Here is a 19,300-nt window from a genome sequence, read left to right on the forward strand (position 1 = left end):
GAATTAAAATTATGAGTAAAAATATATTAAAAGATAAGAGTTATGCATTTGCAGTAGAAATTGTAAAACTGACTCAGGTTCTCGTTTCTAATAAAAAAGAGTATGTAATTAGTAAGCAACTATTACGAAGCGGTACTGCTATTGGAGCATTAATTAGAGAAGCAGAATTTGCACAAAGTAAAAAAGATTTTATTAGTAAAATGAGTATCTCATTAAAAGAAGCGAATGAAACTTTTTATTGGATAGATTTAATTAAGGACACAGGATATATTGATATCACTATACATAAGCAATTATCTTCTAATGCTAAAGAGTTAGTAGCTATGCTTGTTAGTAGTATTAAAACAACTAAATCAAGGCTATGATTAGATCAGGTATATTTAACAAAGAAACCTTCATTAAGTTAGAAGTCTTAAAAACCTTTCATGGGGCAGCGTTTCATTTTTCATTTCTCATTTTTGGTTTTTCACTTTTCACTTTTCATTTAACACACGCTCAACAACTTGAATCTTATATTCAAGAGGGATGGCGTAATAGTGCTAAAATTCAGTCTTTTGAGTTGCGTTATGCTGTTGCAAAAGAAAAAATAAAAGAAGTAAACACGATACCTAACACACAGTTTGGTGTAGGGTATTTTGTAAGCGAACCTGAAACACGTACAGGAGCGCAGCGTGCAAAATTTTCGATCCAACAAAAGCTACCTTGGTTTGGAACAATCACAGCAAGAGAGAATTATTCTACTGCTATGGCAGAGGCAGAATATGTGGATATTGTAATTATGAAAAGAAAATTAGCACTTTCGATTTCTCAATCGTATTATAAATTATTTGCAATACAAAACAAACAAAAAATCCTCGAAGATAATATTCTACTATTGCAAACATACGAGAAGCTGGCATTAACATCTGTAGAAGTTGGTAAAGCCTCTGCAGTTGATGTATTAAGGCTACAAATTCGTCAAAATGAATTAGAACAACATAAAGCGGTACTTAAAGAAAGTTTTCTGGCAGAACAAATAGTTTTTAATGCTTTACTCAATCGGGATTCTGATATTGAAATAGTTGCTCCCAGTGAAATGAATATACCAGTAGAAGACCCTATTACCAACAATGAAAACTTACAACTTAACCCAGAATTACTTAAATATGATAAAATATATGAAAGCATAAAACAATCAGAATTACTTAATCGAAAAGAAAAGGCACCACAAATTGGCTTTGGACTTGACTACATACCAGTATCAGAGAGAAATGATGTTACTATAAGTGATAATGGTAAGGATATTATAATGCCTATGGTATCTTTTTCTATACCAATATTTAATAAACGTCATGATTCCCGAACTCGTCAAAACGAATTACGTCAGCAAGAAATTACAGCACAAAAAGAAGAACGGTTAAATCGAATGGAAACGATTTTAGGAAAGGCTATTTCTAGTAGAAATACTGCAAGAATCAAATACAATACCCAGAAAGAAAATTTAAAACAGGCTAAAAATGCAGAAGAAATATTAATAAAAAGCTATGAAACAGGGACTATAGATTTTAATGATGTGTTAGACATCCAGGAACTACAACTTAAATTTCAGCTAAATCAAATAGAGAGCATACAGTTATACTATATAGAAGCTGCAATAATCAATTACTTAACAAATTAAAAAACAATAATCTTTAAAAAAATAAACAAATGAGAAACTTAAAAAATTATGATATTAGAATAATTTTGGGAGCAATACTAGCATTAACAATACTATCTTGCAAAGAGAATGATACATCTAAAACAGAAGAGAAACAAGATCATCATTCTGAGGTGGGGCATAACGAAGATCATAGTAGTCATGATGTAGAACAAACAACAGAGGTTCAGTTTACAGATGCTAAGACAGCAGAAGCTTTTCAGCATTATATCCATATTAAGACTGCTTTGGTAAACACCGATGTTAATGAAGCAAAAACAGGAGCTCAAATGCTTGCCAAAGTAACAGAGAACGAAGTGTTTAAATTGGCAGCTGAGTCAATATTCAATACAGATGACATCGAGGCACAAAGAAAAGCGTTTACAGAAGTTACTACTCAAATGGAAACCTTACTTAACGGAGCATTATCATCGGGAGAAGTTTATAAGCAATATTGTCCAATGGCATTTGATAATACAGGCGCATATTGGTTGTCTAAAGAAAAAGAAATTAGAAACCCATATTTTGGAGATCGTATGTTAAAATGTGGTAGTGTTGCCAAAACTATAAAATAAGTATACTGGCTATTCGATCTGATCTCTAAAACAATAATGTTAACAGATGAAGAAAATTTTAATTAAAAATATGGTTTGCAATCGGTGTAAAACTGTACTACAACAGGAGTTTGAAAATGCCAAAATTCCGGTTGAAACAATAGAATTGGGAGAGATCGTTTTTAGCAGTATCGATAGCTCGATTTTTAAAAAAGTAAATGAGATCATTACCCGTAATGGTTTCGAGATCATAAATGATGAAGTAGATCTCATTGTAGAACAAGTGAAATCCTATTTGATAAGCGAATTGTCAAAAGAAAACATAGTAAATGAAAATCTATCTGACCTTATTTCAAAATATATGCATAAGGACTATTCTGTGATAAGTAAATTGTTTAGTAGTAATGAAGGTTTGACTATAGAAAAATATTTTATTCGTCTTAAAATTGAAAAAGCGAAGGAATATATTCAAATGGGAAATTTAAGTTTTTCTGAAATAGCATATACATTGAATTATAAAAGCGGAAGTCATCTGGCAAAACAGTTTAAAACAATTACAGGGATGTCTATGAGTAACTTTAAAAACCTACAATTGTGGGATCGCCAACCACTAGACCAAATTGTATAAGAAGAAACCATAATTATCAAATAAAAAGAGATGTGAACTCAATAATTTTGGAGATCAAACAACAATAAATATAGCAGATGAAACACATATATAAAATATCTGGAATGACTTGTAATGGCTGTCGGGGTCATGTAGAGCATATACTCGATACTGTGGATGGTGTGATCAGTGTGTCTGTTGATCTTGAGAAAGCAGAAGCAATTATTGAGACAGAAGAACACATTTCTTTAACTGTTTTTCAAGAAAGATTAGCAAGAGAAGGGGGACGTTATGGAATTCACCTTCCTGGGACACAGGATCTGGACGATAAACCCAAACAGATTAAACCTAAAGGAAAAGGTACAGGAGTTTTTTATTGCCCAATGCATTGCGAAGGAGACAAAACATACAATGCGTTACAGGATTGTCCTGTATGTGGGATGGATTTAGTTGAAGAAATAACATTACATACAATTGCTGTAGAACAGTATACCTGTCCAATGCATCCAGAAGTAATTAAAGATGCTCCGGGATCCTGTTCTATTTGTGGTATGGATCTAGTAGTATTACAACCAGATATTTCTGAAGAAGAGAAGAATTATAAAAAATTACTAAAGAAATTCTGGATAGCTGTACTATTTACGGTCCCTATTTTTATAATAGCGATGTCAGATATGTTTTCGAGTAATCCACTTAATGATATTTTAGAGTTAAAATACTGGAACTGGATTCAATTTGTACTTTCTGTTCCTGTAGTGTTTTATGCTACCTGGATGTTTTTTGAACGTGCCGTACGTTCTATAAAAATCTGGAACCTCAATATGTTTACCCTTATTGGTGTTGGGGCAGGTGTTGCATGGTTGTTTAGTGTTTTAGCTATACTTTTTCCCAATTTTTTTCCAGATCAGTTTAAAACAGAATCAGGAACAGTACACGTTTATTTTGAAGCAACTACTGTTATCTTAACGCTCGTACTTATGGGGCAAGTATTAGAGTCACGAGCACATAGCAAAACAAATTCTGCAATTAAGGAGTTATTAAAACTTGTACCTAACAAAGCAATACGTGTTAAAGAAGGTGAAGAAGAAGAAATTTCTATTGATCAGATAGAATTAAATGATATCCTACGTGTAAAACCTGGAGATAAAATACCTGTAGATGGATCAATCTTTCAGGGGCAAACATCTGTAGACGAATCAATGATTACGGGCGAACCAATACCAGTAGATAAGATTGAAGGCGATCAGGTAAGTAGTGGAACCATTAATGGAAATCATTCTTTTTTATTGAAAGCAGAAAAAGTGGGATCCGAAACGCTTTTGTCAAAGATTATACAAATGGTAAATGATGCAAGCCGTAGTCGTGCACCTATTCAAAAACTGGCAGATATTGTTTCGGGATATTTTGTTCCTATAGTGGTTATTATAGCGCTAATTACATTTGCCGTTTGGGTATTTTATGGCCCCGATCCCGCTTATGTTTATGCATTTGTAAATGCGATTGCTGTACTCATCATTGCCTGTCCGTGTGCCTTAGGATTGGCTACACCTATGTCTGTAATGGTCGGAGTTGGAAAAGGAGCCCAAAACGGTGTGCTTATTAAAAAGGCAGAAGCACTCGAAACCATGAACAAAGTTGATACCCTTATTGTAGACAAAACAGGAACCATAACTGAAGGAAAACCTACTGTCGAAGACGTAGTGCCTTTTGGAGATCGATTTGGTAAAGAAGAAATTCTTCAATACATCATTTCTCTTAATAATTTAAGCGAACATCCATTAGCTCAGGCAACTGTGAAGTATGGAAAAGAACAGCATATTAAATTGTTAGATGTAAGTGAATTTAAAGCAGTAACAGGAAAAGGAGTAGAAGGGAGTATTGCAAACCTAAAAGTGATATTGGGTAATGAAAAAATGTTAGAACATGCCAATGTGTCCATTTCAGATGAATTTAAAAAACAAGCTGAATCTTATCAGAAGAAAGGAAAAACAGTGTCGTATTTATCTATTGACCAAGATATAGCTGGTTATATCGTTATAGGAGATAAAATCAAAGAATCCAGTAGTAAAGCTATTAAACAATTACAGGATAAAGGAATTGAAGTTATTATGCTTACTGGTGACAATTATAATACAGCCCATGCAGTAGCTAATGAGCTTCATCTCACAAACTTTAAGGCAGAAATGTTACCAGAAGATAAATTGGGTGAGGTCGAAAAGTTACAGCATAGAGGTAGGGTGGTTGCAATGGCTGGAGATGGTATTAATGATGCTCCTGCTCTTGCAAAAAGTGATGTTGGTATCGCAATGGGTACAGGTACCGATGTAGCAATAGAGAGTGCAACTATTACTTTGGTAAAAGGAGATTTACAAGGTATTGTAAAAGCAAAAAAATTAAGTGATAAAGTAATGAAGAATATCAAACAAAATCTTTTCTTCGCACTTATTTACAACGCATTAGGAGTACCTATAGCTGCCGGAGTACTTTTTCCTTTTTTCGGAATTCTGTTATCTCCTATGATTGCAGCTCTGGCAATGAGTTTTAGTTCTGTATCCGTAATAACTAATGCTTTACGATTAAAAACAATACATATTAATTAGATATGGTTAAAAGACAAACAGCAATAAAAATTAGAAAAGTACATAGGTACTTAGGCCTCTTTTTAGGAATTCAGTTTTTGCTATGGACGGTTAGTGGTTTATATTTTAGCTGGACAGATATTGATGATATTCATGGAGATCAATTTAAAAACGAAACTATTGATGTTATATCCTTTAATGACTTGATAAAACCTTCTCGAATAGAGACAAAGGAAGCTATCCAATCATTAGAGCTTAGAGAAATAGCCGGGCAACCATATTATTGGATAAATGAGAAGCAGCTTTTTAATGCAACTACCGGAGCGCCAAAACCTGAAATTACTACTTCTGAAGCTTTAAAAGTTGCAGAAAAGAATATGTCACCAGAATTAAAAGTAATAAGTATAGAAAAAATAGAAAAAGTAGGCAATCATCATGAATATCGTGAAAGACCACTACCAGCCTATGTTATTTCATATGAGCACTCTCAAAAAGTAAAAGCATATATCTCGGTAAAAGATGGAAGTTTCCAAAGAGTAAGACATCGATCGTGGCGTTGGTTTGATTTCCTTTGGATGACTCATACCATGGACTATGAAGGAAGAGACAATTTTAATACAATCATTCTTAGAACTTTCTCTCTATTAGGATTAATAACAGTACTAAGTGGATTCACTTTATGGTTTGTATCCTCGCCAACCATTAGAAAAATAAAAAAAAATAAACGTCATGAATAGGAACATCATTTATATAGGTATAGCAGTTCTTGTGGGATTATTAGGAGGTTACTTTATTTTTGGTAGTAACGATTCTACAAAACATAATCACAATAATCATCAGGAAGAAGCTATAAAGGATCAAATGTGGACTTGCTCGATGCACCCACAAATCATGCAGGCAGAACCTGGTGATTGTCCGATATGTGGTATGGATCTAATTCCGGCAGGAACCAAAACAGATGGTCTATCTGCCGATCAATTTAAAATGACCGAGAATGCTATGGCATTAGCAAATATCCAAACTACTAGTATTGGTGACCTAACAACAAGTGATAAAAACAGAATTACGTTATCTGGGAAAATAATGGAAAATGAAGAGGCAAATGCTGTACAAGCCAGTTATTTTGATGGTAGAATTGAACGGTTGAATGTTAATTATAAAGGACAAGAAGTTAGAAAAGGACAAAAATTAGCAACTATTTATGCACCAAACCTTGTCGCAGCACAACAAGAACTTATTACCGCAGTATCGCTTAAAGAATCCCAACCAATACTATATAAAGCTGTTCGTAATAAATTAAAGTTATGGAAACTTTCAGATAACCAAATCAATGCAATAGAGTCTTCTGGTAAAGTTCAGGAAAACTTTCCCGTTTATGCAACCGTTTCGGGTACCGTTTCAGAAGTAATGAGTGCAGAAGGAGATTATGTAAAACAAGGGCAGCCTATTTTAAGAGTAAGCAACCTTAGTACAGTATGGGCAGAATTTGATGTGTATGAAAACCAAATTGCACAATTTAAAAAAGGACAGCAAATTAATATTACTACTACAGCCTATCCCGATAAAAAATTTGAAGGCACAATTTCTTTTATAGACCCGACTTTAAATACTAAAACGCGAACCGTTACTATAAGAACTAATCTTAATAACCGTGATCATCTTTTTAAACCAGGAATGTTTGTAACCGGTAGTGTTGCAAGTAAAAATAAGACTACAGAACAACTTATTGTTCCGGCAAGTGCTGTGTTATGGACAGGTGAGCGCTCTGTGGTATATATAAAAACAAGTGCTAACGAGCCCATTTTTGAAATGAGAGAAGTAGTATTGGGAAATGCTACAGGAAATACATATACAATTCTAAATGGACTTGATAATGGTGATGAGATCGTAACTAATGGAGCATTTACTGTTGATGCAGCTGCACAATTACAAGGTAAAAAATCAATGATGAATAAAGAAGGAGGAAAGACTATGACTGGTCATGAAGGGCATATGGGAATGCAAATGGAAGTATCAAAGTCATTGCAGAAAGATTTTTTACCAGCCTTTATACCATACTTACAAATGAAAGATGCATTTGTAGATTCTAATGCTTCTCAGGTTTCTACTTTTGCTAAAGCGACAAATAAACTCTTAAAAGCAATTAAAACTTCAAATTTGAGTATCATAGAAAAAACTCATCTTACAAATAGTATTAACACGTTAGATCATCTTGCAAATACTGAAGAATTAGAAAAACAAAGAACCTATTTTGTTTCATTGAATGAAAATATAGTAGCATTAGTATCCAACTTCACTGAATTAAATACAGCAATATATGTACAAAAATGCCCAATGGCCAATACCAATAAAGGAGCTATTTGGATAAGTAAGGAAAAAGAAATTCGTAATCCTTATTTTGGTGATGCAATGCTAACTTGCGGTAGTGTTATTAATACAATTAAATAGAGATAGGAAAAAGAAACATCATCTTTTAATACTAACACTATTTTTTAATAGCATTGGTTAAGTTATGTTTATATACATTACCAATGGGAATATCAATTCCTGTTATTTTTAAGCGATTACCTTCAATCGTTTGTATTTTTTTAAGAGCAATTATATAGGAACGGTGTATTCTTAAAAATTGATTTTTTGGCAAAGTGTTTTCAAAATTAGTTAACCTGTCTAATGATGTAATGGTCTCATTCTCGAGATGTATTTTGACATAACTTCCTAAACTTTCTAGATATAAAATACTATCTAATTGAATTTGATGCATTTTTTTGTCTCCTTTTACAAATATGCTATCATTTTGGTTTATAGTATTCTTAGTGTTTGATAAAGCTTGGTTTTGCGCTCCCTTTTGTATGCTATCCATCATTTTCTTTTGACTTTGAGCTTTATTTATAGCTTTTAAAAACCGTTCGAAGCTAAATGGTTTTAAGAGGTAATCCAGAATATTTAGTTCATAACCTTCAATAGCATATTCTTGATACGCTGTAGTTACAATAATTAAAGGAGGATTACTTAGGGTACGTAAGAAATCCAATCCTTTAAGCTTGGGCATATTGATATCTAAAAAAATTAAATCTACCTGATTTTCATTTAAATAATTCATAGCTTCAAATGCCGAATGGCATTCTTTCACAACATTTAAAAATGAAAGATTAGCGCAATAGTTTTTTATCACTTTATGTGCCAAAGGTTCGTCATCAATTGTAATGCAGTTCATTATAAATTTAATTTTAAATCAATAGTAAAAACAGTGTCCTTTTTAGCAATCTTAAGTTCATGTGCATTCGGATAAATTAAAGATAATCTTCTTTTCACATTTTTAAGACCGATTCCACCATCATTTTCATTTTCGGTGTCACTAAAATTGTTTTCAATATGTAGGTGCAATATCTTTTCTGTGGCCTGTAGTTTAAAGTTTATAAATGCATTTTTTTCCATATGATCAAAACCGTGTTTAAATGCGTTTTCTAAAAATACAATTAAGATCATAGGTGCAATTTGTTTTGATGCATCATCGATCTTTTTTTCTAAAGTAATAATTCCACGATTATGATGCCGCATTTTTTGCAATTCAATAAAATTTTCTAAATATGTTACTTCTCCTCCAATAGAAACTTTGGGTTCTTTGCAATCATAAATTGTATAACGCATTATTTCAGACAATTTCAAAATTAACGATGCTGTTTTATCAGATTTTTCAAGTGAAAGCGCATACAAGTTATTTAATGTATTAAAGAAGAAATGCGGATTGATTTGATTTTTTAGTAATGACAATTCTAAATGAAGACGATCATTTTCGATTTGGTTTATTTTAGAGAGTTGAATAAACCATCGATAAGATAGGTTTAATAATGTAGAAATCAGTATAATAACAATCATGCCAGTGATACCTTTTTCTGGTTCCATTTCCTGGTATGGTTGATTAAACCAATAGTGATCCATTAAGGGTTCGCCATATCCTATTATATACCCCCAACCAATGATTACGATAAGAAGTAATATAACATAAATGAAATATCGTTTTTTTACTAAATACCTGGGTATAATCCAATATACATTAAAATAAATAGGAGGAGCTATTAATAAAAGGATACTCGTAGCAGCTTGAAGAAAATAATTGGTTAAGGAAGATAGAGTAAATGCATTTTTATCAGAAATAACAAAACCTAGTACAACTAATAAAATGATACTAGACAATACTAAAACATGTATAAGAATGTTTTTTTTGGGGGTATCTAGTGTTTGGATTTTCATAGTAATGTATTCTTGGAAATAAAAATATTAAAACTATTGGAGTTTGACTATTCTAATTAATGAATACCATATTTTCATCAATGAAACTATGTTTTTTATCAACGAACAGCATTCATTAATAGTGATAGACCTTTTAACTATTTATATCGAGGAGTTGGTTAAAAAAAATTGATTTTTTCTTTCTCTTGCCTTCTTTTTGTTCCTGACTTTAAATCAATAGCTTATGGAATTAGTAATCAAAAATTTATGCAAAACATATTCAAACGGAGTAAAAGCATTAGATAATCTTTCCCTCGAAATTTCTAACGGAATGTTTGGTTTGTTGGGCCCGAATGGAGCTGGGAAATCATCGCTTATGAGAACGTTATCCACTTTACAGGAGGCAGATAGTGGTACACTATATTTAGATGATATCAATATTCTCGAAAATCCAATTGAATTGCGAAAAGTATTAGGGTATTTACCACAAGAATTTGGAGTATACCCAAAAATTACAGCAAAGCAATTACTAGATCATTTAGCAATATTAAAAGGAATAACCAATAACAAAGAAAGAATAGAATTAGTGAATTTTTTATTGCAAAAAGTAAATCTATATGAAAAAAGGAACAAAAGTGTAAAAGGTTTTTCTGGTGGGATGAAACAAAGAATTGGTATTGCTCAAGCCTTAATTGGTAACCCAAAACTAATTATTGTTGATGAACCTACTGCGGGATTAGATCCCGGAGAAAGAAACAGGTTTCATAACCTTCTCGCAGATGTCGCAGAAGATGTTATTATTATTCTTTCTACGCACATTGTAGAAGATGTGAGAGAATTATGCCAAAACATGGCAATCATGAATCAAGGGAAACTAATTTGTAAAGGTAGACCACAAGATGTAATCGATGAATTAAATGATAAAGTATGGCAGAAGTTAATTGAACGAAATGAACTCGAGGATTACAGTAATCAGCATATGATTATCTCTAATAAAATGGTTGGAGGTAAACCATTGATTCATGTTTTAAGTGATATAAAACCGGGAGTAGGATTTACTCTTGTTCCACCAACTCTGGAAGATGTGTTTTTTTCTAAAATTAATACCACCAGAGAAGTAATTTAAAATTGTATTAACCAACTTAAAGCGAAATATTATGTTTAAATCATTCCTTTTTAAAGAGATTGCTATGGGTATAAAAAGGCCCATGATATATATATTCTTTTTCATATTTACAATAATTGCAACTATCGGGGTTATCAATGATAATATCGTATTTGGAGGAGCTATAGGAAACGTATTAAAAAATGCTCCTCATGTTATCACAATGTATGTAGCGAATATGTCAATTTTTGGATTGTTAATCGCTACGGCATATTTTAACAATGCGGCTTTGAGAGATTATCAAAATCATTTCGATGAAATTCTTTTTAGTACACCCATTGATAAAGCTAGTTATTTTTTTGGTCGTTTTTTCGGAGCACTTTTTTTGTCTACGATCCCACTATTAGGTGTGCTTTTGGGGTTTTTAATTGGGTCTGATATTGGTTCCGAATCGGGAATGATAAATGCTAATAGAATAGGAGACCTTCAATTAAGCTTTTTTATAAATAATTATTTTTTATATGTGTTACCCAATATGTTCGTTTCGGGAGCTATTATTTATGCCGTAGCTCTAAAATGGAAAAATACAATCATATCTTTTATCGCAACGATCATCATTATTATTGGATATCTGGTGGCAGGAACGTTCTTAACCGATATTAGCACCGAATACTTAGCCGCACTCACAGATATTTTGGGGGTTAGGGCATATCAAATAGATTCTAAATACTTTACAAGTGTTGAAAAAAACACAAATGTTATATCTGCAAGTGGGTGGTTAATTATAAATAGAATCCTTTGGGTAATTATTGGGCTTGTTATCATCATTAGTTCATATCTGTCTTTTTCATTTATTCAGAAGAATAAAAAAGTAGAAAAAGAAAAAGAAGCCAGTAAAAAAGATACGACTATAAAAATTTACAGCCTTCCAAAAGTGCAAAGTAGTTTTAATTTTATGACTTCAAAAAAGCAGTTTATTAGTTTTTTTAAAATAAACTTTTATACTATTTTAAAAAGTAACACTTTTAAAATAATGCTTATTGTTGGTGCTTTACTTCTAGTTAATAAATTACTAAATGGGTTTGATTTTTATGGAGTTAAATCATATCCTGTTACTTATAAAATGTTGGATTTTAATCGGCCTGTAAGTACGATTTTTGGAATGATCATGTTAGTTTTTTTTAGTGGAGAATTGGTGTGGAGAGAACGATCAAGCAATATTAGCGGAGTTATAGATGGATCACCACACAGTTCAATCGTTTTGCTTCTTGCCAAAATTACTTCATTAATAGCGATTAATGTTATATTCGATGTGTTCCTTATTTTGGTTTCTATTAGTTATCAATTGTCTAGTGGATATACCAGTCCAAATATCGATGTGTATTTATTAGATTTTATTTACTCTGGATTATCAATGTATATAGCCTGGTCTTGTATTCTAGTCTTTATACAAATTATTATAAACCATAAATATATAAGCTATTTCATTTCAATACTATTACTTTTTTTATTTGAATTTGTTATTGTAGATGCTTTAGGAATAGAATCATTTATGTTAAATCTAGGTTTCACTCCAAATTATCAATATTCTGATATGAACGGTTTTGGTGCAGCACTAGTTTCAAAAAACTGGTTTAGTCTATATTGGATATTGTTTGGATTATTACTTGTTAGTATAGGAAGTTTGTTATGGATGCGAGGTTCTATAAAGGGAATAAAAGATAGAATTAAGTCTGCAAAAAAACATTTTACAAAGAAACAAGCATTGACTTTAATTACAATTTTTTGTTTGTTTTTCCTTACTTCATGTTTTGTTTACTACAATACACAAGTAGTAAACTCTTATAAGTCTGCCAATGAAATAGAATTTATGCAGGTTTCTTATGAGAAGATGTACAAAAAATTTGAAAATATCCCGCAACCCAAATTTGGTGATGTTACCTATGAGGTAGATATATATCCCGAAGAACGTAATTTGCTTGCTAAAACTCATATTACCTTGTTAAACAAGACAAATGTGGCAATAGATGTTTTGCATTACTCTATTTTACGTTACTATGCAACAGAGAAATGGGACATTACTTTAGAGATTCCGGATGCAAAATTAGTTTTTGAAGATAAAGAATTAGGATATCTAATATATAAATTAGATACTCCGTTACAACCCGGCTCTAAAATGAATATTGTTATTGATGCTGTGTATAAAAGTCAAGGGTTCGAGAACAGTGTTTCAAATTTACGCGTCGCAAAAAATGGAACTTTTATTCAGGAAGCTTACATATTACCTACAATTGGGTATGATGAAAATAATGAACTCATGGATCAAAATGACAGAAAGAAATATAATCTTCCAGTAAGAAAACAAATGGCGCAATTACGTACTAATGATAATATTAGTACTAAACAAAATTATTTTACCGAAGGAGAATCTGATTGGGTAAATGTTGAAACAATTATTTCAACATCAAGCAATCAAATTGCTATTGCTCCTGGAACATTAATAAAAGAATGGAAAGCTAATGGACGTTCATATTTTAAGTATAAAAATGACCATAGCTCTTTAAATTTTGTCAATTTTATGTCTGCAGAGTATGAGGTATCTCGCAAAAAGTGGAATGGTATAGATATCGAAGTATATTATCATAAAGATCATGATTATAATATTGATATGATGTTGGATGCTATAGAAGAATCATTAAAATATTATACCAAAAACTTTGGGCCTTATGTTCATAACCAGGCCAGAATCATCGAGATACCAAGGTATTATAACTTTGCGCAGGCATTTCCTGGTACAATGCCTTATACCGAAGGTGGTGGATTTACAACTGATCTTTCAAACAAAAATGATAACAATATTATTGAAGCTATTATAGCGCATGAAATGGCACACCAATATTGGGCACATCAGGTAGTAGGGGCAAATATGCAAGGAGCTACTATGTTATCTGAAAGTTTTTCAGAGTATGCTGCATTAATGGTAATGAAAAACAGGATAAAGGATGATAGTAAAATGAGACAGTATCTGAACTATGATTTTGAAAAATATCTAAAAGGTAGAAGTGCTGAAGCCGAAAAAGAATTGCCGCTGTATAAAGTAGAAGATCAAGGGTATATTCATTATGGTAAGGGAAGTGTTGTCCTGTATGCTTTACAAGATTATATAGGAGAAGATAAAATGAATACTGCTTTAAAAAACTTTTTAGATGAATATAAATATAAGGAATCACCCTATCCAACAACTCATGATTTTCTAAGACATCTGAAACCGCAAGTTCCCGATTCATTAAATTACTTGATAACTGACTGGATAAAAGAAATCACCTTATATGATTATCGTTTAAAAGATGCTACGTATAAAAGGAAAGAAAATGGGAAATATGAAGTTTCCATAGATATTGAAGCATATAAAATAAAAGTCGATAGTTTAGGGGTCGAAAACAAGGTGAATCAACGTGATTGGGTAGATATAGGAGTATATAGAGACACAGATGAAAAGCACTTGATGTACTCAAAAAGAGTCCTTTTTGTCGATGAGAAAATGAATTTCTCTTTTGAGGTTGATACCATTCCTGCAAAAGCTGTAATCGATCCAAAACGATTATTAATAGAAAGAGTAATCGACGATAATAGTAAAGAATTTTGAGAAAGATATAATCTTTAATAAATATTCAGCAAAAGAGCATAAGAGTAGGGTAAAGTGTAAAAAGTGGTTAGTACTTTTAATTTTGATTTCCTATTCTTATGCGGCAGCTGAAGACAAAATATCATAGATCTTATAACCATAGAGCAAAGATCTTGATGAAAATAATAAATATACCATGTAAAGCCATTTATTCGCTAGCTTTTTTAAAACTGTACAGAATACTCTATTTATACTTCTATCTTTGCCAAAAATTATTTTATGTCAAGACAGTTTTCTGATTTAGGAGTTTTAGTTCCATTACAAAAAAGTTTAGTAGATCTAAATTTTTCTACACCAACCGATATTCAGGAAAAATCAATTCCTATTTTATTACAGAAAAAGGATGATTTTGTTGGTTTAGCCAAAACCGGAACAGGAAAAACAGCTGCATTCGGATTACCGTTGTTGCAAATGATTGATGCAAGTAGTCCAAGCATTCAGGCCGTAATATTAGCTCCGACCAGAGAATTAGGACATCAGATTCATAGCGATTTAACATCTTTTATTAAGTATTTACCAGATATTTCTATTGCATCAGTGTGTGGAGGGATTCCTATCAAACCCCAAATAGAACGTTTAACGAATACAACCCATATCGTTATTGCAACTCCTGGACGTTTAATTGATTTAATTAATCGTAATGCTATTGATATTAAAAAAGCTAACTATTTAGTTCTGGATGAGGCAGATGAAATGGTAAACTCATTAAAAGAAGATTTGGATAAAATAGTTGCAGTGCTACCAAAAAACAGAAGAACCATTCTGTTTACTGCTACGATGCCAGGAACCATAAAACAGATGGTGCAAAATTATATGTCTAAGCACATTATTCAAGTAAGTGCAGATATGGAAACCGTTGGGCATCAAGGTATAGATCACCGGTATGTTGTTGTAGAACCTATAGAGAAGTTAGAAGTTTTAATGCATTTTCTTAACTCAAAAGAAGGAGAGCGAGGTATTATTTTTTGTAAAACAAAAGCGGCAGTAAATAAGCTGGCAAAGAATCTTGCAATTAATAAATTTTCTTCTGGGGCACTACACGGTAGCTTATCACAGCCTATTCGTGATAGAATTATGGGACAATTTAGAGAAGGACATATAGATATTCTTGTCGCTACAGATTTGGCAGCTAGAGGAATTGATATCAAAGAAATATCATATGTAGTCAATTATCATTTGCCAGATGTTTACGATACCTATGTACACCGAAGTGGAAGAACTGCTAGAGCAGGAGCAAAGGGATTATCTTTAACAGTATTACAACAAGACGAAGTAGAAGATTTGGCAGAATTTGAATCTGTTCTAAGTATAGCTTTTAAAGAATTCAAAAAAGCTGATGAACAAAGTATCGAAGAAAATAATGGGCTTTTATGGGCAAAGAAAATATTTAAAACCAAACCCAATCATACAGTTTCTAACGAATTTAAAGATAAGATTAAAACAGTTTTTCATCACCTTACCAAAGAGGAATTGATAGAGAAACTGTTAGCAAATTACCTTGCGCAACATATAAAAACAGAAATACCTAAGAAGAAAAAGAAATAAAACGTATGGCAAATATCATTAAAAAGCAACAGCATATTCTTGATAAATTAAATATTAAGTGTTTGAATCCAATGCAGGAAGATGCTCTTGTTGCTATTGAAGAAACCGAAAATACGATTATACTTTCTCCTACCGGAACAGGTAAAACTCTAGCATTTTTATTGCCTATTATTGCTACTTTAGATCCTGAAAGCACAGAGGTACAAGCTTTAGTTTTGGTGCCATCAAGAGAATTAGCTATTCAAATAGAACAAGTAGTTAGAGAAATGGGATCAGGATATAAAGTAAATGCTGTATATGGTGGTCGCTCTATTTCTAAAGATAAAATAGAACTAAAGCATACTCCGGCAATTCTTATTGGTACACCTGGCAGAATAGCAGATCATTTCAGTAGAGAACGTTTTTCTAAAGAAAGTATAAAAACATTGGTGCTGGATGAATTTGATAAATCATTAGAAGTTGGTTTTGAATATGAAATGAGAGGCATTATAAATGAATTACCAGGAATAAATAGAAGAATATTAACCTCTGCAACACAAGAAATAGACATTCCTGATTTTGTCAAATTAATAAATCCAACTATTATTGATTACTTGGGGGATGGTGTTTCTAATCTGACGATAAAGACTGTAGTGTCTCCTTCAAAAAATAAGTTAGATACTCTTGTTGCATTATTACATCAATTAGGTAATCAACCCGGAATTATATTTTGTAATCTAAAAGATACTATAAGCGAGGTAAGTCACTTCCTGGGTAAAAATAATATTAATCACGGTTGTTTTTATGGAGGAATGGAACAGAAAGATAGAGAACGTTCTTTAATCAAATTTAGAAACGGTACCCATCAGATTATTATTGCTACCGATTTGGCAGCAAGAGGAATCGATATCCCAGAGATTAAATATATTGTTCATTACCAGCTTCCGTTAAAAAGAGAAGAATTTACACATCGAAATGGTAGAACAGCCAGGGTAAATGCTAAAGGAACCGCATATGTATTGAAATGGGAGAAAGAAAATTTACCAGATTTTATCGAAAATTCTGAAATAGAAACGATTACTAAGCACTCTATACGAAAACCTCAATATTGGCAAACTTTATTTATCTCAGGAGGTAGAAAGGATAAAATCTCAAAAGGAGATATAGCCGGTCTATTCTTTAAACAAGGTAAAATTAATAAAGACCAATTGGGAGTTATAGAGTTAAAACAAGATTGTACGTTTGTTGCTGTGCCTGTTTCTATAGCCGATGAACTAGTTGCAGCATTGAATAACAGTAGATTAAAGAAAAAGAAAATTAGAGTAACTAGTATATAAAAAAGGAATACAGTTTCATAGCCTATAAATTTATGGCACCATATTTGAAATGCATAAAGTAATTATTAAAATTAAATTATATTACAATGAGTAAAGGAACAGTAAAATTCTTCAACGATGCCAAAGGTTTCGGTTTTATTAAAGAAGAAGGTTCAAACAAAGAGCATTTTGTGCATATTTCTGGATTAGTAGATGAAATTCGTGAAGGTGATGAAGTAGAGTACGACCTTAAAGAAGGTAACAAAGGATTGAATGCAGTAAACGTAAAAGTTATCTAAACATATACGCTTAAATTTTGTATTAAGAGACCTATCAATTCTGATAGGTCTCTTTCTTTATAATACGCTGAAAGAACATTTCTTATAAAGTTTATTATTTTTTAAGATAAAATCCTTTTAAAACTCCCGAAAGACATTAATTTTACAGGCCTAAAAAAATAGAAAGTTATGTCTGAGATGACTACAGAGTCAGAAGAAAGAAAAACCGGAAAAGAACTATATAGTTACCAAAAAGGAGCAATCAATAAGATTTTTAAAAGTTTTGAAGATGCTCCCGAAGACTATCACTTATTATATCAACTACCAACCGGTGGTGGTAAGACAGTGATTTTTTCTGAAATAGTAAGACAATACCTTAAACATCATAACAAAAAAGTATTGGTGATGACACATCGTATAGAGTTGTGTAAACAAACATCTAAAATGCTTACTGGGTTTGGAGTAGTAAATAAAGTAGTAGACAGCAAGGCAAATCTGGATGATCAAGAGGAGTATAGTTGTTTTGTAGCTATGGTAGAAACTTTAAACAATAGACTAAATGAAGATAAACTTGATATCTCAGACATAGGTTTAGTCATTATTGATGAAGCGCATTATAACTCTTTTACCAAATTATTTAAGTTTTTCGAAAAATCTTTTATTTTGGGAGTTACAGCTACACCGTTGAGTTCGAACATGAAATTGCCGATGAAGGATAACTATAACGAACTGATCGTTGGTGAAACAATAGAATCCCTAATCGAAAACGAATTTCTTGCCCGAGCAGAAGTCTTTGCTTATAATATGGGGTTAACTTCTTTAGAAGTTGGATCTAATGGGGATTATACTGTAAAATCATCAGAAGACCTGTACACAAACCAGGATATGCTGGGTAAATTATTAGATGCATATAAAAAACATTCTCTAGGTAAGAAAACGCTAATTTTTAATAATGGAATTAATACTTCATTACATGTTTTTGATACATTTAGAGCAGCAGGATTTCCCATTGCACATTTAGATAATACGGCCACAAAAAAACAGAGAAGTCAAATCCTAAAATGGTTTAAAGAAACACCTAACGCTATTTTAACATCGGTAAGTATCTTGACTACGGGGTTTGATGAACCTACGGTAGATACAATTATTTTGAATAGAGCTACCAAATCTTTGACTTTATATTATCAAATGATTGGTCGTGGTTCTCGTATTCTTAAAAATAAATCTAAGTTTTCTGTAATTGATCTGGGGAATAACCTATATCGTTTTGGACCTTGGGGTGCAGATTTGGATTGGCAAAAAATATTTAATTCCCCAAATTATTATATGGATAAACTCCTTAATGATGAGGAGATTGAAGGTAAATTTAGGCATGAGATGCCAGAAGAATTAAGAGCAGAATTTGCTAATTCTGAAGAAGTATATTTTGATATCAAAGAGACATATATACAATCTGTAAAAAATGGCCAATCGTCTAAAGTCGTATTAGAGCAGTCGATAGCTCAACATGCCAAGATATGTATCGAAAATAGCGAAGATATTTATGATGCATTAGGATTAGCTAAAATGCTGGGAGAGGATATTAATTATAGAATCCAAGCTTATGCCAAGTGTATTAGTAAGAGCACCCATAATTTTTTAACCTGGTTAAAAGATGATTATCGAAAGAAGCTAAGTACATATTTACGAGATAATTTTGATACTTTATTTGAAGAAATTCATGGTAGACCGCCAGAAGATTAGTTAT

At 32.0% G+C, this 19,300-nt stretch carries 15 protein-coding genes; 13 read left to right on the forward strand and 2 right to left on the reverse strand.

The annotated features are described in order from the left end of the window. The first annotated feature begins 11 nt into the window (after positions 1-11). From DK441_RS24360 to DK441_RS24390, 7 genes are all read left to right on the forward strand, one after another. Positions 12-365 (forward strand): four helix bundle protein, encoded by a 354-nt coding sequence (locus DK441_RS24360; protein WP_109853155.1) that lies wholly within the window; start codon positions 12-14, stop codon positions 363-365. After that, entirely contained in the window at positions 362-1,657 is a 1,296-nt protein-coding gene (locus tag DK441_RS24365; protein WP_109853156.1) for a TolC family protein, read from the forward strand. Before DK441_RS24360 ends, DK441_RS24365 begins: the two co-directional genes overlap by 4 nt. Positions 1,658-1,686: 29 nt before the next feature. Then, positions 1,687-2,250, forward strand: a complete 564-nt coding sequence (locus DK441_RS24370) for a DUF3347 domain-containing protein (RefSeq protein ID WP_109853157.1) — start codon at positions 1,687-1,689, stop codon at positions 2,248-2,250. A 46-nt stretch (positions 2,251-2,296) separates the two neighbouring features. Then, positions 2,297-2,857 carry an AraC family transcriptional regulator gene (locus DK441_RS24375; protein ID WP_235015824.1) on the forward strand — a complete coding sequence of 187 codons (561 nt, stop codon included), beginning with the start codon at positions 2,297-2,299 and terminating at the stop codon, positions 2,855-2,857. A gap of 77 nt (positions 2,858-2,934) precedes the next feature. Next, on the forward strand, positions 2,935-5,436 hold the full coding sequence (locus tag DK441_RS24380; RefSeq protein ID WP_109853158.1) for a heavy metal translocating P-type ATPase: 2,502 nt from the start codon (positions 2,935-2,937) through the stop codon (positions 5,434-5,436). Between the two features lie 2 nt (positions 5,437-5,438). Then, positions 5,439-6,152 (forward strand): PepSY domain-containing protein, encoded by a 714-nt coding sequence (locus tag DK441_RS24385; RefSeq protein WP_109853159.1) that lies wholly within the window; start codon positions 5,439-5,441, stop codon positions 6,150-6,152. Next, positions 6,145-7,863 (forward strand): efflux RND transporter periplasmic adaptor subunit, encoded by a 1,719-nt coding sequence (locus DK441_RS24390; protein WP_109853160.1) that lies wholly within the window; start codon positions 6,145-6,147, stop codon positions 7,861-7,863. The genes DK441_RS24385 and DK441_RS24390 overlap by 8 nt, the downstream gene beginning before the upstream one ends. A gap of 37 nt (positions 7,864-7,900) precedes the next feature. Here DK441_RS24390 and DK441_RS24395 read toward each other — a convergent pair whose 3' ends face one another. Both DK441_RS24395 and DK441_RS24400 read right to left on the reverse strand, forming a co-directional pair. Beyond that, on the reverse strand, positions 7,901-8,629 hold the full coding sequence (locus DK441_RS24395; RefSeq protein WP_109853161.1) for a LytTR family DNA-binding domain-containing protein: 729 nt from the start codon (positions 8,627-8,629) through the stop codon (positions 7,901-7,903). Further along, entirely contained in the window at positions 8,629-9,666 is a 1,038-nt protein-coding gene (locus tag DK441_RS24400) for a sensor histidine kinase (RefSeq protein WP_109853162.1), read from the reverse strand. Before DK441_RS24400 ends, DK441_RS24395 begins: the two co-directional genes overlap by 1 nt. 223 nt (positions 9,667-9,889) lie before the next feature. Here DK441_RS24400 and DK441_RS24405 point away from each other — a divergent pair, with 223 nt between their 5' ends. The 6 genes from DK441_RS24405 (at position 9,890) to DK441_RS24430 (ending at position 19,296) form a co-directional block, all read left to right on the forward strand. Beyond that, entirely contained in the window at positions 9,890-10,771 is an 882-nt protein-coding gene (locus DK441_RS24405; protein ID WP_109853163.1) for an ABC transporter ATP-binding protein, read from the forward strand. Positions 10,772-10,802: 31 nt separating this feature from the next. Further along, the gene (locus DK441_RS24410; protein WP_109853164.1) at positions 10,803-14,396 is read left to right on the forward strand and encodes a M1 family aminopeptidase; all 3,594 of its coding nucleotides are present in this window, start codon (positions 10,803-10,805) and stop codon (positions 14,394-14,396) included. Between the two features lie 258 nt (positions 14,397-14,654). Next, positions 14,655-15,980 carry a DEAD/DEAH box helicase gene (locus tag DK441_RS24415; protein WP_109853165.1) on the forward strand — a complete coding sequence of 442 codons (1,326 nt, stop codon included), beginning with the start codon at positions 14,655-14,657 and terminating at the stop codon, positions 15,978-15,980. A gap of 5 nt (positions 15,981-15,985) precedes the next feature. Next, on the forward strand, positions 15,986-17,296 hold the full coding sequence (locus DK441_RS24420; RefSeq protein ID WP_109853166.1) for a DEAD/DEAH box helicase: 1,311 nt from the start codon (positions 15,986-15,988) through the stop codon (positions 17,294-17,296). An 86-nt stretch (positions 17,297-17,382) separates the two neighbouring features. Beyond that, entirely contained in the window at positions 17,383-17,574 is a 192-nt protein-coding gene (locus DK441_RS24425; protein WP_074406230.1) for a cold-shock protein, read from the forward strand. A gap of 168 nt (positions 17,575-17,742) precedes the next feature. Beyond that, positions 17,743-19,296, forward strand: coding sequence for a DEAD/DEAH box helicase (locus DK441_RS24430; protein WP_074406229.1), 1,554 nt, complete (start codon positions 17,743-17,745; stop codon positions 19,294-19,296). The last annotated feature ends 4 nt before the right edge of the window (positions 19,297-19,300 follow it).

Source organism: Aquimarina sp. AU58 (genome assembly GCF_900312745.1).
GTDB lineage: Bacteria > Bacteroidota > Bacteroidia > Flavobacteriales > Flavobacteriaceae > Aquimarina > Aquimarina spinulae.

Excerpts from the sequence above, each read along its gene's own strand:
- DK441_RS24375 (WP_235015824.1), top strand. The coding sequence starts at position 2,297 with ATGAAGAAAATTTTAATTAAAAATATGGTTTGCAATCGGTGTAAAACT.
- DK441_RS24380 (WP_109853158.1), top strand. The coding sequence starts at position 2,935 with ATGAAACACATATATAAAATATCTGGAATGACTTGTAATGGCTGTCGG.
- DK441_RS24360 (WP_109853155.1), top strand. The coding sequence starts at position 12 with ATGAGTAAAAATATATTAAAAGATAAGAGTTATGCATTTGCAGTAGAA.
- DK441_RS24420 (WP_109853166.1), top strand. The coding sequence starts at position 15,986 with ATGGCAAATATCATTAAAAAGCAACAGCATATTCTTGATAAATTAAAT.
- DK441_RS24430 (WP_074406229.1), top strand. The coding sequence starts at position 17,743 with ATGTCTGAGATGACTACAGAGTCAGAAGAAAGAAAAACCGGAAAAGAA.
- DK441_RS24370 (WP_109853157.1), top strand. The coding sequence starts at position 1,687 with ATGAGAAACTTAAAAAATTATGATATTAGAATAATTTTGGGAGCAATA.
- DK441_RS24400 (WP_109853162.1), bottom strand. The coding sequence starts at position 9,666 with ATGAAAATCCAAACACTAGATACCCCCAAAAAAAACATTCTTATACAT.
- DK441_RS24390 (WP_109853160.1), top strand. The coding sequence starts at position 6,145 with ATGAATAGGAACATCATTTATATAGGTATAGCAGTTCTTGTGGGATTA.
- DK441_RS24405 (WP_109853163.1), top strand. The coding sequence starts at position 9,890 with ATGGAATTAGTAATCAAAAATTTATGCAAAACATATTCAAACGGAGTA.
- DK441_RS24385 (WP_109853159.1), top strand. The coding sequence starts at position 5,439 with ATGGTTAAAAGACAAACAGCAATAAAAATTAGAAAAGTACATAGGTAC.
- DK441_RS24395 (WP_109853161.1), bottom strand. The coding sequence starts at position 8,629 with ATGAACTGCATTACAATTGATGACGAACCTTTGGCACATAAAGTGATA.
- DK441_RS24365 (WP_109853156.1), top strand. The coding sequence starts at position 362 with ATGATTAGATCAGGTATATTTAACAAAGAAACCTTCATTAAGTTAGAA.
- DK441_RS24425 (WP_074406230.1), top strand. The coding sequence starts at position 17,383 with ATGAGTAAAGGAACAGTAAAATTCTTCAACGATGCCAAAGGTTTCGGT.
- DK441_RS24410 (WP_109853164.1), top strand. The coding sequence starts at position 10,803 with ATGTTTAAATCATTCCTTTTTAAAGAGATTGCTATGGGTATAAAAAGG.
- DK441_RS24415 (WP_109853165.1), top strand. The coding sequence starts at position 14,655 with ATGTCAAGACAGTTTTCTGATTTAGGAGTTTTAGTTCCATTACAAAAA.